A 16,422-nucleotide genomic window follows, 5' to 3' on the forward strand; every position below is an offset into this window, starting at 1 on the left:
GGCGGCGGCCGGGGTCCAGTTGGGCATCGGTGGTGACTGGGGACATCGTATCGTTACAACCGACTTTCCAACTGGGCCCCGGCCTCCGCCGGGGAGGTGATCCCTAAGAGGGTCAGGATATTAACCCCTGGGTGCTGCTTCACGAATAGCCCCCTCCGCCTCGACATCGTCCCGAGGATCGCTACCTAGACGGCAATGGCACTCGACCCCCTTCCCGATCTCCAGCGCATCTTTGGTTTTCCCGATTTCCGCGGCGTGCAGCGCGATGTGGTCGACCGGGTGCTCGCGGGGCAGCGGACGCTCGCCGTCATGCCGACCGGGGCGGGCAAGTCGCTGTGCTACCAGTTGCCGGCGACGATGCTGGAGGGGACGTGCGTGGTCGTGTCGCCGCTGATCGCGTTGATGCATGACCAGTTGCGGGCCGCCACCGCGGTCGGGATCAAGGCGGCGACTTTGACGAGCGCAGATACCAATCGCGAGGAGACGATCGCGCGGTTTCGGGCGGGCGATCTGGACCTGCTGTATGTCGCGCCCGAACGCGCTTCTAACGAGAGTTTTCGGAACCTCCTGAGCCAAGCGCGGATCAGCCTGTTCGCGATCGACGAGGCGCATTGCGTTAGCGAGTGGGGGCATGATTTCCGGCCGGATTACCGGTTGCTGCGGCCTTTGCTCGACAGCTTTCCGGATGTGCCGCGGCTCGCGCTGACCGCGACGGCTGACGCACATACGCGCGCCGATATCCTCGAGCAGTTGGGGATCTCGCAGGAAGGGCTGATCGTGTCGGGGTTCGACCGGCCGAACATCCGCTATGCGATTTCGGGGCGCGACAACGTCAATCGGCAGATCGCGGACATCCTCGAGAAGATCCCGGGGCCGGGCATTGTGTACGCGCAGACGCGCGCGGCGACCGAGAAGCTGGCGGAGGCGCTGGGGCGGAGCGGGCGGCCGACGCGGGCCTATCATGCTGGCCTCGATCCGCAGGTGCGGGCGAAGAACCAGGCGGATTTCGTCGCGAGCGAGGACATGGTGATCTGCGCGACGGTCGCGTTCGGGATGGGGATCGACAAGCCCGACGTGCGGTTCGTGGCGCATGCCGGGCTGCCGAAGTCGATCGAGGCTTACTATCAGGAGACCGGGCGCGCGGGGCGTGACGGCGACCCGGCGATCGCGCACCTGTTCTGGGGCGCCGAGGATTTCGCGCGCGCTCGGCAGCGGATCGGCGAGGTCGAGCCTGAGCGGCAGGCGGGTGAACGCCAGCGGCTGACGGCGATGGGCGGGCTGGTCGAGACCGCCGGGTGCCGGCGGCGGATCCTGCTCAAGCATTTCGGCGAGGAGCGGCTTGAGGATTGCGGGAATTGCGACAATTGCCTCGGTAACGTCGATGCGGTGGACGCGACCGAGACCGCGCGGAAATTCCTGTCGGCGGTGTTCCGGACCGGGCAGATGTTCGGGGTCGGCTATATCGAGGGCATTTTGACCGGCGTTTCGTCGGAGCGGAGCCTGATGAACGGGCACGAGGCGTTGTCGGTGTACGGGATCGTCGAGGGCGACGAAGTGGCGTTGCTGAAACCGGTGTCGCGCGCGCTGATGCTGAAGGATGCGCTGCGCACCAATCCGCATGGGGGCCTCGAGTTCGGGCCGGCGGCGAAGGCGATCCTCAAGGGCGAGGCGGCGGTGTCGATCGTCGTTCCGCCCAAGCGCGAGCGGCGGCGCAAGGCCGCGCCGGGCGCGACGCCGAACCCGGTCGATGATCCGCTGTTCGAGGCTTTGCGCGTGCGGCGGCGCGATCTGGCGAAGGAAGCGGGCGTTCCACCGTATGTGATCTTCCACGATTCGGTGTTGCGTGACATTGCGCGGCAGCGGCCATCGTCGCGTGCCGAGCTCAGCCTGTTATCAGGCATTGGCGCGCGGAAACTCGACGCCTATGGGGATGCCTTCCTCCAGGTCATCCGCGAGTCCGCATGATACGGCAAATAAACGAAAGTATTTCGGTCGCGCCACAGATCGCGGTCGAGCAGGTCGCGGAGATTGCCGCGGCGGGGTTCAAGACGATCGTCAACAACCGGCCGGACGACGAAGATGCGGGGCAACCTTCAGGTGACGCGATCCGCGCGGCGGCGGAAGCGGCCGGGCTGAAATATGTCTCGATTCCGGTGACGCATGCGGGCTTCTCGCATCCGCAGATCGACGCGATGACGCAGGCGCTGACCGATTCGGACGGGCCTGTGCTGGCGTATTGCCGCTCGGGGACGCGGAGCTGTAATTTGTGGGCGCTGGCGGCGGCGAAGGCGGGTCGGAACCCGAACCTGTTGCTCGCGCAGGCCGAGGACGCCGGGTACGACCTGCGCGGAATCCGACCGATGCTGGACGCGCTCGCAGGGCCGCGATGACGCCTGTCGCGATCGGGCCCATTCTGGTCGGGCCTGCTGTCATCGGTGGCGGCGTCGCTATCGTCTTGCTGATCGTCCTCGCCGGCTGGGCGATCATGCGGGCGCGACGCGTGGTGAAGATCGAGACGCCCGAAGAAGCGGCGGACGCGGCGCAGGCGCAACTCGCCGGATTTGCCGTGGCGGGCGCGGTGGTCGGCGCGGATGGCCAGGGTGCGCTGGCGATCGCGGATGACGGGCGCGTGGCTGCGGTCAAGCGGATCGGCAAGCGGCTGGCGGTGCGCGAGGTCGCGTGGCGGACGGTGCGAGCTACGCAGGATGGTATCCTCGTCGAGACCGGCGACCGGGCGCTGGGTGCGGTGATGCTGGCGAAGGTGGACGTGCTTGATATTCGCCGGTTGGCGCCGAAGAGCGTGCGGGTTTAGGCGCGCGGTTCGCTGGGCCGCGGCTTACGCTTCCCCGTCCTCTCTCTCTCGCCCTGCTCCCCCTTCCGTTCGTCCTGAGTAGCCGCTGAGCTTGTCGAAGCGGCGTATCGAAGGACAGGTTGGGATGTTTGCGCTGGGCGTATTGGGGCTCCTCACCTCCCCGGCGGAGGCCGGGGCCCAATTGGGGGACGGCAATAACGAAAGACCGCCCGTCGTCATCGACGTCCCCCAATTGGGCCCCGGCCTTCGCCGGGGAGGAGCTGGCGCATAGGACTTGAGCGCCGACCGAAGTGGCACTCTTCTGCTCCCCTTCCGCCTGCGGGAGGGGTCGGGGAGGGGTTAGCCTCATGGACCGGACGCCAGTACGTACGTCGGCCCCTCCCCTAACCCCTCCCGCAAGCGGGAGGGGGATTTTCACCCCTCGCAGCTTTGCTTGGTCCTGCGCTCCCGCCTTCGCGGGAGAACAGGGGAGGTGCGCTCACCCCTCCTCACACTCGATCGAAGTACCACTTCGATCGAAACCAAAAATGGCCCGGTGTGTTGCCACACCGAGCCAAGGTTGTCCGCAGGAGGAACGTCGTGGGTGCGAGCTCGGTCGGCCCGCTACCGAACTAGTCGTAGGCGCGTTCGCCGTGCTCGCCGAGATCGAGGCCTTCGCGCTCGACTTCCTCGGAAACCCGCAAGCCGGTCAGCGCCTTGGCGATGTAGATCGCGATCACGGTGCCGATCGCCGCCCAGACGATGGTCGTGGCGACCGCCGCGATCTGGACGAACAACTGGTGGCCCATGTTGAAATCGGGCTTGCCGGGGCCGCCGAACGCGGGCGAGTAGACAATGCCGGTGCCGATCGCGCCGATCATGCCGCCGATGCCGTGGATGCCGAACGCGTCGAGCGCATCGTCATAGCCGAGCTTCGGCTTGAGGACCGTCACCGCGTAATAGCAGACCACCGAGGCGACCGCGCCGAGGATGATCGCACCGAACGGGCCCGAGTTGCCGGCCGCCGGGGTGACCGCGACGAGACCGGCGATGATGCCCGAGCAGAAGCCGAGTGCAGAACCCTTGTGGCCGTTGACGCGCTCGATCAGCATCCAGGCGAGCCCCGCCGAGGCGGTGGCGACGAAGGTGTTGAGCATCGCAAGCCCGGCCGAGCCGTTGGCCTCGAGCGCCGAGCCGGCGTTGAAGCCGAACCAGCCGACCCAGAGCAGCCCGGTGCCGATCCCGGTCATCGTCAGCGAGTGCGGCGCCATGCGATCGGTGGGATAGCCGATCCGCTTGCCGAGGATCAGCGCCGCGACCAGCGCCGAGACACCGGCGTTGATATGGACGACGGTGCCGCCGGCGAAATCGAGCGCACCCATCTTGAAGAACTTGCCCCCGATGCCCACACCATGTGCGCGACCGGGAAATACACGATCGTCAGCCACACGATGGCGAACACCATCACCGCCGAGAATTTCATCCGCTCGACGACCGAGCCGAGCACGAGCGCGACGGTGATCGCGGCGAACGTCATCTGGAAGCAGATGAAGACATATTCGGGGATCGCGACGCCGGCCGTGAAGGTGGCTGCGGTGGAGTCGGGCGTGATGCCGCGGAGCAGCGCCTTGCCGAAGCCCGAGATATACTCGCCGCCGCCGTCGCCGAACGCCATCGTGTAGCCGTACATGACCCACAACAGCATCGCGAGACACGCGACCGCGCCGATCTGAGTCATCGTCGACAGCATGTTCTTCGACCGGGTCAGACCGCCGTAGAACAGCGCGAGGCCGGGGACGATCATCATCAACACCAGCAGCGTCGACGTCATCATCCAGGCGGTGTCGCCCTTGTTCACGGTCGCGACCACGGGCGCGACGACCGGGGCTACGGGTGTCGCGACGTCCTGGGCCCAGGCGGGTGCGGCGGCGATCATCGCCGCGCCGAACCCCAGAACCGCCGAGGCGGCTGTCTTCATGTCATGCTTCATCATGTCCCCCCTCACGTCGTTCATCTTCACAGGGCAGAATCATCGGTCTCGCCGGTGCGGATGCGTACCGCCTGGCCGACGTCGAGCACGAAGATCTTGCCGTCGCCGATCGCGCCCGTGTTCGCCGATGCCTGGATCGCCTCGACCACACGGTCGGAGAGGCTGGCGGCGCAGACCACCTCGATCTTGATCTTCGGCACCATGTTGGTGCTGTATTCGGCCCCCCGATAGATCTCGGTCTGGCCCTTCTGACGGCCGAACCCCTTGACCTCGGTGACCGTCATGCCCGCCACGCCGATCGTGGTGAGCGCTTCGCGCACCTCGTCGAGCTTGAACGGCTTGATGATGGCAATGACGAGTTTCATCGCGCCCCTTCCCCTTGTTACGGGAGGTGCCTCGCAATGTGCGTGCCAGTTGGGGTGTGGAGGGGTGAGGTGTGCTTGCGGGCGGGCAGCGGAGGTTTTGGGGTTAAAACTTGTGCAGCGCGGTGCGGGTGCCTGTTTTATGGGCAGCCGCTACACCTTCGTCATTCCCGCGGAGGCGGGAACCCATACTGGCTCTCTTTGGAGATAATCGCAGAGGTTCGCCAATATGGGTCCCCGCCTTCGCGGGGATGACGGAGTGGTGAGGGTCGAACTCAGTGGCGGAAGTGGCGCATGCCGGTGAAGACCATTGCCAAGCCGGCTTCGTCCGCCGCCGCGATGACGTCGGCGTCGCGGATCGAGCCGCCGGGCTGGATCACCGCCGTCGCACCGGCCTCTACCGCGGCGAGCAGGCCGTCGGCGAACGGGAAGAACGCATCCGAGGCGACCGCCGAGCCGATCGTGCGCGGTGTGGACCAGCCGGCCTTCTCCGCGGCGTCCTTCGCCTTCCACGCGGCGATGCGCGCGGATTCGAGGCGGTTCATCTGGCCGGCGCCGATGCCTGCGGTGCTGCCGTCCTTGGCGTAGACGATCGCGTTAGACTTGGTGTGCTTGGCCACCGTCCAGGCGAAGCGGCAGTCGATAAGCTCCTGCTCGGTCGGCTGGCGCTTGGTGACGACCTTCAACTCACCCGGCGTGCCGTTGTCACGGCCCTGGACGAGCCAGCCGCCGGCGATCGACTTCGCCGTCAAGCCGAGGCGGGCAGGATCGGGGAGGTCGCCGGTGAGGAGCAGGCGGAGGTTTTTCTTGGCGGCGAACAGCGCGATCGCCTCTTCGTCGGCGTCGGGGGCGACGACGACTTCGGTGAAGATGCCGGTTATCTGGCGCGCGGTCTCGGCGTCGAGCGTGCGGTTGACGGCGATGATGCCGCCGAATGCCGACACCGTGTCGCAGGCGAACGCCGCGGCATAGGCTTCGGCGAGCGTGGTGCCGGTGGCGACGCCGCAGGGGTTGGCGTGCTTGACGATCACGACCGAGGGCTCGGCGTCGCGGAACTCGGCGATGAGTTCGAGCGCGGCGTCGGCGTCGTTGAGGTTGTTGTAGCTGAGCGCCTTGCCCTGGAGCTGGCGCGCCTGGCCGATGCCGCGGACGCTGCCGGTTGCGGTGTAGAAGGCGGCGGACTGGTGCGGGTTCTCGCCGTAGCGAAGCGTGTCGCCGCGCTTGAGCGTGATCGGCAGGGTGGCGGGGAATTCCTCGGCCTGATCTACCGTGCCGAACCACGTTGCGATCGCCGAGTCATAGGCGGCGGTGGTGGCGAAGGCCTTTGCTGCGAGTTTCTTGCGGTCGTCGAGCGTGGTCGTGCCGCCGGAGACGAGCGCATAGTCGGCGGGGTCGGTGACGATCGCGACATAGGCGTGGTTCTTGGCGGCCGAGCGCACCATGCTGGGGCCGCCGATGTCGATGTTCTCGATCACGGTGTCGCGGTCGGCGCCCTTCGCGACGGTGGCCTCGAACGGGTAGAGATTGACGATCACGAGGTCGATCGCGCCGATCTTGTGCTCGGCCATCGAGGCGGCGTGGCTGGCGTCGTCGCGGACAGCGAGCAGGCCGCCGTGGACCATCGGGTGGAGCGTTTTCACGCGGCCGTCCATCATTTCGGGGAAGCCTGTGAGTTCGCTGACGTCGCGGACTTCCAGGCCGGCGGCGCGGAGCGCGGTGGCGGTACCGCCGGTGGAGACGAGTTCTACGCCGTGGCTCGCGAGCGCCTTGCCGAGATCGACGATCCCGGTCTTGTCGGAGACGGACAGGAGCGCGCGCTTGATCGGGATGCTGGTCATGAGGGTCTTTCGTCGGGGGGTCGCCGTGCGGCGGTGCCTTAGCGTTGGTTGCCGTCGGGGAACAGGGGGCCGTGCGAGTGACTCCCCGTCCACCATTTCCCGTCATCCTGACGAAAGTCAGGATCCAGAGCCACGAAGATGGTCGTTTGGTATCCTGGGTCCTGACTTTCGTCAGGATGACGGAGGTGGGTTGGCTGGCGTGGGTCTTCGAAGTGCACGCCGGCAGACGTTAGGTCAGGCCTTCTTCAGCGCCCAGCTCACACTCGCGCCACCCGCCGCAGCTTCACCCATGATCATCAGCTGCTGCGTCGCGACCGGGCGGCCGTCGGCGTCGATCCATACGCTGTCCTCGACCACCAGCGCACCGCCGCGGCAGCGGAATTGCCAGAGCGGGCCACCGGGGAGTCGGAGGATCGCGCCGAGGCCGTCCGCCGTGGGGGAGACCTGCACGCCCTCCCCCAGGTGGAAGCGGATCGCGAACAGCGACAGGCCGGCGCGGCGCTTGCGGCCTTGCGGCAACAGCGCGTCCTCGCCGCGGAGTTCGCGGCCGTCGCCGGTGAGCATCAGCTGGCGGCGGTGTAGGAATCCCCAGCGGCGGACGTAACCGTCGTGGCTCGCCTCGATCCGGCTGGCGGCGTCCGATTCCTGGCGGCTCAGTTCGACTTCGCCGACGCCGCGGCCGAGCGTGCCGTCGGTGAGGATCGCGGTCGAGTTGCTGTCGGCGATCGTCAGCGTGGAGTGGGCGGCCGTCGAGCGCAGGCCCTCGACCATCGCGGGCGGGAGTTGCGCGATGCCGGCTCTTGCGCCGCCGCAATTGACGACGATCCGCGCCGGGCCGTCGGAGAATTCGAACGCCAGCGTCGAGGCGCAGCCGCCTTCGACGAGGCGGGCGATCGGCGGCGGGGCAGCGTCGACGATCAGCACCGCGGTGCCGGCGGCGAGCCGTTGATAGCCCCAGTCGCGCGCCTGGCGGAGGGGGCGGGTGCGGACGCCGCTGGCTTCGATGACCGCGGCGACCTGCGTTTCGCTTGCCGGGCCACCGCCCTGCCAGCTCGACAGGCCGCGATCGGCGTGCGCGACGCCGAGCAGCGCCGCAACCATCCGGGTGAGCGTGACCGCGACCGTCTCCGGGAGTTCGGCGCTGCGCGCGGCGTAGCTTTCCTGGAGCAGGGTGAGCAGTTGGATCGAGTCGAGCAGCATCGCCGGACTACGCGAGACCGAGCCGCCATCGTCGAACAGGCCGGTGCCGAGGGCGCGGAGCAGGCCGGCTTCACCGAACGCCTGCCTTGGTTCTCCGCCGGGGATTAGGAGGCCAGCGGCGACGACTCCGCACCAGGCGGCGATGCGCGGGGCACCCGCCGGCGCCTTGTCGGCATTGCGATCGAGGTGGAGGGCGCCCTTTGCGAGCGCGTTGAGCACCTTCGAACGGTAGATCTGGTCGGAGGACGACAGGATCAGCGGCGCGTGCGCGGTCCAGCCGAGAATGCGACGGCCCCACATATCGGGGCGCCACGCGATCCCGCCTTGCGTGTCGGCATGGGCGGTCAGCCAGAGCCCCATGAGGTATTCGGCGATCGGGGCGCCCCGCGCACGGGTCGCGACGGTCGACAGGTCGCGCAGCCACGCGAAACTGTGCAGGTACTCGGCGAACGGTTTGGGCAGCGGCTTGGCGAGGTCGAGCGTCTCAATATCGCGCGCTTCGCCGCGGAACGAGAGGACGCCTTCCAGCAGCATCGTACCGCGGGGGATGTCGCCGAGGATGGGGTCGTCGGGAACCGCGATCAGCTTCAGCGGGTAGCGGCCCTTGAGGCGGAGCGTGTGGAGCGGGGTGCGCCACGTCAGGCGGTGGAAGCGCTCGGCCAGCCGGTCGGCGAGCGACAACCCCTTGTCGCCGCCGAGACGGATCAGGCGGCGGCCTTCGTCGATCCCGTCGGGGGCGGGATCGGTTACAAGATCACGCGGTTGGTTCACCCCCGCAACGCGGCGATGTTGGCGGCGTATTGCGACGGCCCACCGCGGAACACCGAGGTGCCAGCGACCAGCGCGTCTGCGCCGGCGTCGATGCAGCGCTTGGCCCATTCGGCATCGACGCCGCCATCGACTTCGAGATCGATCGCGCGGCCGCTCTTTTCGATCATCGTGCGGATCGCGGTGATCTTCTTGAGCTGGCTCGGGATGAAGCTCTGGCCGCCGAAGCCCGGGTTGACGCTCATCACGAGGACGAGGTCGGCCATGTCCATAAGGTAGTCGAGCATCTTGGCCGGCGTGCCGGGGCAGATGACGACGCCGGCGCGCTTGCCGAGGCCCTTGATGTGCTGGAGCGAGCGGTGGATGTGCGGGCCGGCCTCGTAGTGCACGGTGATGCAGTCGGCGCCGGCCTCCGCGAACGCGTCGAGATAGGCGTCGACGGGCGAGATCATCAAATGGACGTCGAACGGCTTGGTGGTGACGCCGCGGACCGACTTCATGACCGCGGGGCCGAACGAGATGTTGGGGACGAAATGCCCGTCCATCACGTCGATGTGGATCCAGTCGGCGCCGGCCGCGTCGATGGCGCGCACTTCCTCGCCGAGTTTGGCGAAGTCGGCGGAGAGGATCGAGGGGGCGATGCGGACGGGTTGCATGGGATTGTCCTAGCGTGGGATTCACGCGGTGCGAAGTCCCCGTCGATTCTCCCCTGCAAGGGGAGGTGGCACCGCAGGTGACGGAGGGGTGACGCGCTCTCGACAGGGCGATACCCCTCCGTCGCTTCGCGCCACCTCCCCTTCCAGGGGAGAATTGCTTAGATGCGCTTCAATCTTGCGATGAAGAAGCCGTCGCAGCCGCCTTGGTCGGCGAGCATGCCGGGGAGTGTGCGGATTGTGCCCGCTTCCGTCGGCGTGATGCCGGCAGGGAGTTCGGACTGGTCGACCGGGGCGATCGAATAGTCGCTGCGCGCCGCGAGGAACGCGTCGAGTTGCGCTTCGCCTTCCGACGGTTCGAGCGAGCAGGTCGCGTAGACCAAGGTGCCGCCCGGCTTTACCCAGTCCGCGGCCCTCGCGAAGATCCGCGCCTGCAACGCCGCGGTCTCGGCGATGATCGAGGGGCGGACGCGGTGGAGGACGTCGGGGTGGCGGCGGAAGATGCCCGTGGCGCTGCACGGCGCGTCGATCAGGATCGCGTCGGCGGGCTCGGCGGGGGCCCATTCGAGGATGTCGGCGTTGACGACCTCGGCCTTCAAATGCGTGCGGTAGAGATTCTCGCGCAGGCGCTTGATCCGGCTCTGCGAATTGTCGACCGAGGTGACGGTCCAGCCTGCGGAGGCGAGTTGGAGCGTCTTGCCGCCGGGGGCTGCGCAGAGATCGAGGACGTGGCCCTCCCCTTTTCCCAGCAGGCGCGCGGGGAGCGAGGCGGCGATGTCCTGTACCCACCAGGCGCCGTCACCGAAGCCGGCCATGTCGGGGACGGAGTCGTGGTCGCCCAGACGCAGATGCCCGGGCATGAAGCTTTCGCCGCCGAGTTTCTCGCGCCAGCCTTCGGTTTCGGACGGGTCGGCGATCGTCAGGTCGAGCGGCGGCACCTGCGCGATCGCGCGGCCGGCGGCGTCGACCATCTCCTCGCCCCACGCGGCTTCCCAGCGCAGCTCGACGGGGGCCGGCAGCGTCGGCACCTCGGGGAGCAGCATGTTGGCGCGGAACAGCGTGCCGAACACGCCGTGGACGAGTTTGCGCGGGCCGCCGTCGACCAGCGGCAACACGGTCGAGATCGCGGCGTGCGAGGGGGTGCCGAGGATCAGCACCTGGACGAGCGCGATCCGCAACGCCATCCGCGCCTTCGCGTCGTCGGGCAAATTGGTCTTCGTGACCGAATCGATCATCGCGTCGAGATCGGGCAGGCGGCGCAGCGTCTCGGCGGCGATCGCATGCGCGAGGCCACGATCGGGGCCGTGGATCGCGCGGGTCGCGGCCGGCAAGGCGGATTCGAGCGACTCGCCGCGGCGCAGGACGGCGTCGAGCAGGCGGAGCGCGGCGCGTCGGGTCGGGACGCCGAGCGGCTCGGGGGCGTGGGTGTAGTCGGGCATATGAAGGTCCTTCGCGTTCGGTTTGCAGCGCGGCTGTTATGGCAAAGCGGCGCGACAGGGCCCATGTGGCGGTTACGACGCCAACACGCAAATCCGGAGAGCCGCGATGGGCCAGCGCCCCGATCATCTGAAGCCACCCGAATATCTGGCGAAGAATACGCCGGTGCCGAAGCCCGAGGCGATCGTGCCCGACAAGGACCCCGAGCCGCGCGATCCTACGCGCTATGGCGATTGGGAGCTGAAGGGCATGGCGATCGATTTCTGATCTCCCGTCATCCTGACGAAAGTCAGGACCCAGGATCGCGAACGGCACCGTATTCGGCTCTGGATCCTGACTTTCGTCAGGATGACGCGCGAAATCTGCGGCAGCGGTCCTGACGCAGGCGGAACGATTTCCCTGGCGGCGCGTCGCCGCTATGATGAGGGGATTCTTCGAGAAACGCTGGGTTAAAGTCACCGGCATCGTCGTCGCGAGCGTGCTCGTGCTGGGGCTGGTGGGGCTTGCCGCGTTTCCGTGGGGATCGCTGAAGGGCGTGATCGAGCGGCAGTTGACTGCGCGGTTCGGACGGCCGGTGACGATCGGCGGGATCGAGCGGGTCGACGCGTTCGGCTTTAACCCCACGATCCGGATCACGAACGTGCGCATCCCGCAGGCCGATTGGGCGGGCAAAGGCGATTTCGTTGACCTGCGCGAGGCGGAGGCGACGTTCTCTGGCATGGGCTTGCTGAAGGGCGCGTTCGGGCCGCGCGACGTGAAGGCGCGCGGGCTGCATCTGGTGCTGGTGCGCGACAAGGACGGTCGGACCAACTGGGAGCGGCCGGGCAAGCCCAAGGGCGGCGGCAGTTCGACCGACCTCGACGGGCTGACGATCAGCGACAGCGTGATCGAGTATCGCGACGACAAGCAGGACCGCTTCGTCACGGCGCGGTTCGTGTCGGATCCGGTGCACGGTATCCGCGCGAACGGGTCGGGCACGATCCGCGGGGCGGCGGTGCGGATCGCGGTGGCGGGGCCTTCGGTGGAGACGTTCCAGGGCAAGCCTTGGCCGTTCACCGCGTCGATCGATGGCGATGCTCTATCGATTGCCGCCAAGGGGCTGATGGACCGGCCGCTCGATACCGACGCGATGAGCCTCGACGTGACGGCGCGCGCGTCCGATCTCAAGCTGATCGACGCAGTGATCGAGGCGGGACTGTTCCGCACGCAGCCGGTGTCGTTCAGCGCGCATGTCCGCCACGACCAGCCGAAATGGACCGTCACGCAGTTGAAGGGCGTGGTCGGGCGCTCCGATTTCGCGGGGCACGTGACCGTCGACAAGCAGGCGGGGCGTAGCAAGGTCGATGGCGACATCGTGTCGCGGCAGTTCGATTTCGGCGATCTGGCATCGGACGAGGGCAAGGCCGAGGGCGCTGCGCTGGAACGCGCGATCGGGCCGCGGCTGGTGCCGAACACGCGGATCGATATCGGCAAGATCGACAGAACCGATGCGCGGATGGGGTTTCGGATCGGCCGGATCGTAAGCGGCAACGGCGCGTCGCCGATCCTGTCCGCCAAGGGCGTGCTGGCGATCGATCACCAGCTTTTGACGCTGAGCGATCTGGTCGCGCGGCTGTCGCATGGCAATGTCACCGGCAAGGTGACGGTCGACCAGCGCGGCGACCGGAAGGTGCCGACGGTCGATATCGACCTGCGGCTACGAGGCAGCAGCGTGCAGGCGCTGGCGGGCGGCGGCGGCGATTTCAGCGGGAATGTGAGCGCGCGGGTGCGGCTTAAGGGGCCGGGCGAGACCATCCGTGCCGCTGTCGGGCGGTCGAACGGGACGATCGGGTTCGTCGCGCGGGACGGGCAACTGCCGCAGGGGATCGCCGCGGCGTTGGGCTTCGATGCGGCGCGGGCATTGCTGGCGAAGGATGGCGAGCGGGCGGGGCTGCGGTGCGTGGTGCTGAAGCTCGATGTGACGGGCGGGCACGGGCGGGTCGATCCGATGATCGTCGATACCACCGCCAGCCAGTTGCGCGGCCAGGGGAGCGTGGTGTTTCCTGGGGAGACGCTGAACATTCGGCTGACGGGCACCCCGAAACAGCATGCGCTGCTGCGGTTGCCGGGGTCGGCGTACATGACGGGGACGATCGAGCGGCCGACCGTGACGATCCCGCCGGAAGTGAAGTCGGTGGGGAATATCTTCAAGGCGATCGGGCGGGCGATTACCGGGAAGCAGGGGCCGACGGCGAGCGATGCAGACTGTTCGGGGCTGGCGGCGCGCGTGTTGCGGTAGACTTCTAATCCTCCCCTTTGAGGGGAGGTGGCAGCCCGCTTGGGCTGATGGAGGGGTATCCGCGCCATCAAGAGGTGTCACCCCTCCGTCTGGCAAGCGCCAGCCACCTCCCCTCAAAGGGGAGGATCGAATTTAACCCGCCTCGCCCTTGAGTGGCCTGGCGAGCAGGTCGCCGATGACGTCGCTGACGGGCGCGCCTTCCAGCAGGCGGCAGACGGCTTCGGTGATCGGCATGTCGACGTCCGCATCGCGCGCGGCTTCGCGGAGGACGGGGGCGGTGAAGGCGCCTTCGGCTACGGTGCGGCGGTCGGCGAGCAACGTCGCCGCGGAGTCGCCTCTCCCCAGCCCGACGCCAAGCGAGAAGTTGCGCGAGCTGGTCGAGGAGCAGGTCAGGACGAGGTCGCCCAGCCCCGACAGCCCGGCGAGCGTTTCCGCGCGGGCGCCGCGGGCTAGGCCGAAGCGCGTCATTTCGGCGAACCCTCTTGCGATCAGGGCAGCGCGCGCGTTCTGGCCGAGCCCTGCCCCTCGACCACGCCGCAGCCGATCGCGAGGACGTTCTTTACCGCGCCGCCGATCTCCGCACCGGCGACGTCGGTCGAGGCGTAGGTGCGGAAATGGCGCGCTGCCAACCGCGTCGCGAGACGTTCGCCGAGGTCGGCATCTTCGCAGGCGAGCGTCACGGCGGTGGGGAGGCCAGCGGCGACCTCATGCGCGAAGGTGGGCCCGGAAAGGACCGCGATCGGCGCGTCCGGATGCACCGCGCGCGCAACTTCGCCGACAAGTCTTTTGCTCCCGGCCTCGATCCCTTTAGCGCACAGGACGAGCGGGATGCGACCGACCGGAGCGGCGGCGAGGACGCTGCCGACGTGCTGTGCGGGCGCGACGACGAGGATCGCGTCCATGTCGGCGAGTGCGGCGAGATCATCCGTGGCGCGGATCGTCGGGGAGAGCGCGACGCCGGCGAGGAAGAGGCTGTTTTCGTGATGCGCGTTGATCGACTCGACGACCGCGGTTTCGCGCGCCCAGAGGACGACGTCGCGGCCTTCGTGCGCGGCGACCTGTGCGAGTGCAGTGCCCCAGGCACCCCCGCCGATGACGCCGATTTTCATGCCTTCACTCCTGCGCCACGCACCGCTTCGGCGTTCGGATCGAGCGGCCAGCGTGGGCGCGCGGCGACGTCGAGCGGGTCGGTGAGGCCGGCGGCGAAGCGCTCGGCGCCTGCCCAGCCGATCATCGCGGCGTTGTCGGTGCAGAGCCAGAGCGGCGGCGCGACGAAGCGGAGGCCGTGGGCGCTGGCGAGCGTCTGCAACGCGCCACGGACCGCGGTGTTCGCGGCGACTCCGCCTGCGACGACGAGCGCGGTGGCGCCGTGCGAGGTGCGGAGTGCCTTGGTCGTGCGGTCGATCAGGCAGTCGACGACCGCGGCCTGAAACGAGGCGGCGAGGTCCTCAGGCGAATATTGGCCGACGACGCGCGCGACCGCGCTCTTCAGGCCCGCGAACGAAAAATGCGGTTCGGCCGAGCCTTTGAGCGGACGGGGCAGCGGGACCGCCTTGGGGTTACCGAGTGCCGCAGCGCGTTCGACCGCGGGGCCGCCGGGGAAGCCGAGACCGAGCAGCTTGGCGGTCTTGTCGAAGGCTTCGCCTGCCGCATCGTCGATCGTCGTCGCCAACCGCCGGTACGCGCCGACGCCCTCGACCAGCAGCAACTGGCAATGCCCGCCGGACACTAGCAACAGCAGATACGGAAATTCGAGATCGGGATCGGACAGCCGCGGCGAGAGCGCGTGCCCTTCGAGATGGTTCACCGCGATCAAGGGTTTACCTGCAGCGTGCGCGAGCGCCTTTCCGGTGACCAGCCCGACCATGACGCCGCCGATCAGCCCCGGCCCGGCGGTCGCGGCGATCGCGTCGACATCGGCGAGCCTCAGCTTCGCGTCGGCCAGAGCGGCAACGATCAGCGGCTCGAGTGCCTCGACATGCGCGCGCGGCGATTTCGGGGACGACGCCGCCGAACGGGGCGTGCGCGGCTTCCTGCCCCAGCAGGCGGTGCGCGAGGACCTGACGGTCGCCGGTGACGAGCGCGGCGGCGGTTTCGTCGCAGGAGGATTCGATGCCGAGAATGATCATCGCGTGTCTGTATAGGGGTGCGAGAAGCTTGTCGAAGGGGGCTCCTTTCTGCATGGCCCACCGGATGACTCGTTTTCGGCTCGGTACGCGCGGTTCGCCGCTGGCGCTCACCCAGGCGGGCATGGTGCGCGATGCACTGTGCGCGGCGCATGGCTGGTCGCCCGAGATGGTCGAGATCGTCGTGATCCGCACGACTGGGGACCGCGTGCAGGATCGCGCGCTCGCCGAGATCGGGGGCAAGGCGCTGTGGACCAAGGAACTCGATCGCGCGCTGCACGACGGCGATATCGATTGCGCGGTGCATTCGATGAAGGATGTCGAGACGATCCGACCGGCGACGCTGAAGATCGCGGCGATGCTCCCGAGGGCCGACGTCAGAGACCGGCTGATCGGCGCGGAGACGCTCGCCGATCTGCGCCCGCATGCGGTTGTCGGCACGAGTTCGCCGCGGCGCCGCGCGCAGATGCTGCGACTGCGGCCGGACCTGGAGATCGTACTGATCCGCGGCAACGTCGACACGCGGCTCGGCCGGGTGGCGAGCGGCGAGATGGATGCGACGCTGCTGGCGGCGGCGGGGCTCGACCGGCTCGGGCGCGACGACGGTCATGCGATCCCGACCGACGTGATGCTGCCCGCGCCTGCCCAGGGCGCGGTCGGGGTCGAGGTGCTCGCCGGGAGCGCCGCGGGCGAGATCGTCGCGGCGATCGACCACCGCGATACGAGTGCGTGCGTGCTGACCGAGCGTGCGTTGCTCGCGCGGCTCGGGGCGGACTGCCATTCGCCGGTCGCGGCGCTGGCGTCGCTCGCGGGCGAGACGCTGACGTTGCGCGCCGAACTGATCGCCGAGGACGGCGCGTGCGACGTCGCGGGATCGATCGAGGGCACGGTCGACGACGATCTCGGGACGGCGCTGGCGGAGGATCTGCTGACCCGCGCGCCCGCCAGCGTCCGGCGTCTGTTCGCCGCATGATGCCCC

At 68.3% G+C, this 16,422-nt stretch carries 11 protein-coding genes and 3 pseudogenes; 6 read left to right on the forward strand and 8 right to left on the reverse strand.

The window, feature by feature from the left end:
- Positions 1-195: 195 nt before the first annotated feature.
- Genes recQ through QP181_RS13670 form a run of 3 tightly spaced genes read left to right on the forward strand, consistent with a single transcriptional unit; the run spans position 196 to position 2,812 of the window.
- On the forward strand, positions 196-1,965 hold the full coding sequence (gene recQ, locus QP181_RS13660) for a DNA helicase RecQ (protein WP_333928870.1): 1,770 nt from the start codon (positions 196-198) through the stop codon (positions 1,963-1,965).
- Positions 1,962-2,390, forward strand: a complete 429-nt coding sequence (locus QP181_RS13665) for a protein tyrosine phosphatase family protein (protein WP_056064377.1) — start codon at positions 1,962-1,964, stop codon at positions 2,388-2,390. Before recQ ends, QP181_RS13665 begins: the two co-directional genes overlap by 4 nt.
- Positions 2,387-2,812, forward strand: a complete 426-nt coding sequence (locus tag QP181_RS13670) for a hypothetical protein (protein ID WP_333928871.1) — start codon at positions 2,387-2,389, stop codon at positions 2,810-2,812. Before QP181_RS13665 ends, QP181_RS13670 begins: the two co-directional genes overlap by 4 nt.
- A 611-nt stretch (positions 2,813-3,423) precedes the next feature.
- Here the strand turns inward: QP181_RS13670 and QP181_RS13675 are convergent.
- From QP181_RS13675 to QP181_RS13700, 6 genes and pseudogenes are all read right to left on the reverse strand, one after another.
- A pseudogene (locus QP181_RS13675) lies at positions 3,424-4,769 on the reverse strand (ammonium transporter).
- Positions 4,770-4,807: 38 nt separating this feature from the next.
- Positions 4,808-5,146 (reverse strand): P-II family nitrogen regulator, encoded by a 339-nt coding sequence (locus QP181_RS13680; protein ID WP_056053652.1) that lies wholly within the window; start codon positions 5,144-5,146, stop codon positions 4,808-4,810.
- Between the two features lie 272 nt (positions 5,147-5,418).
- Complete coding sequence (gene purH, locus QP181_RS13685; RefSeq protein ID WP_333928872.1) at positions 5,419-6,981, reverse strand: bifunctional phosphoribosylaminoimidazolecarboxamide formyltransferase/IMP cyclohydrolase; 1,563 nt, start codon at positions 6,979-6,981, stop codon at positions 5,419-5,421.
- Positions 6,982-7,215: 234 nt separating this feature from the next.
- Positions 7,216-8,952: a heparinase II/III family protein gene (locus tag QP181_RS13690; RefSeq protein WP_333928873.1), complete on the reverse strand. Its 1,737-nt coding sequence runs from the start codon at positions 8,950-8,952 to the stop codon at positions 7,216-7,218.
- On the reverse strand, positions 8,949-9,605 hold the full coding sequence (gene rpe, locus QP181_RS13695) for a ribulose-phosphate 3-epimerase (protein WP_333928874.1): 657 nt from the start codon (positions 9,603-9,605) through the stop codon (positions 8,949-8,951). The genes QP181_RS13690 and rpe overlap by 4 nt, the downstream gene beginning before the upstream one ends.
- A 158-nt stretch (positions 9,606-9,763) precedes the next feature.
- Entirely contained in the window at positions 9,764-11,041 is a 1,278-nt protein-coding gene (locus QP181_RS13700; protein WP_333928875.1) for an RsmB/NOP family class I SAM-dependent RNA methyltransferase, read from the reverse strand.
- 106 nt (positions 11,042-11,147) lie between these two features.
- On the opposite strand from QP181_RS13700, the gene QP181_RS13705 reads away from it, so the two are divergent.
- Positions 11,148-11,306 (forward strand): DUF1674 domain-containing protein, encoded by a 159-nt coding sequence (locus QP181_RS13705; RefSeq protein WP_082441494.1) that lies wholly within the window; start codon positions 11,148-11,150, stop codon positions 11,304-11,306.
- 154 nt (positions 11,307-11,460) lie between these two features.
- Entirely contained in the window at positions 11,461-13,317 is a 1,857-nt protein-coding gene (locus QP181_RS13710; protein ID WP_333928876.1) for an AsmA family protein, read from the forward strand.
- A 132-nt stretch (positions 13,318-13,449) separates the two neighbouring features.
- Here the strand turns inward: QP181_RS13710 and QP181_RS13715 are convergent.
- Both QP181_RS13715 and tsaD read right to left on the reverse strand, forming a co-directional pair.
- Positions 13,450-14,426: pseudogene (locus QP181_RS13715) on the reverse strand (NAD(P)H-dependent glycerol-3-phosphate dehydrogenase).
- A pseudogene (tsaD, locus tag QP181_RS13720) lies at positions 14,423-15,446 on the reverse strand (tRNA (adenosine(37)-N6)-threonylcarbamoyltransferase complex transferase subunit TsaD). Before tsaD ends, QP181_RS13715 begins: the two co-directional pseudogenes overlap by 4 nt.
- A gap of 64 nt (positions 15,447-15,510) precedes the next feature.
- Between tsaD and hemC the strand changes: the two are divergent.
- Complete coding sequence (hemC, locus tag QP181_RS13725) at positions 15,511-16,416, forward strand: hydroxymethylbilane synthase (RefSeq protein ID WP_333928877.1); 906 nt, start codon at positions 15,511-15,513, stop codon at positions 16,414-16,416.
- Positions 16,417-16,422 lie beyond the last annotated feature (6 nt).

The sequence above is a fragment of the Sphingomonas sp. LR55 genome, from assembly GCF_036856015.1.
Lineage (GTDB): Bacteria > Pseudomonadota > Alphaproteobacteria > Sphingomonadales > Sphingomonadaceae > Sphingomonas.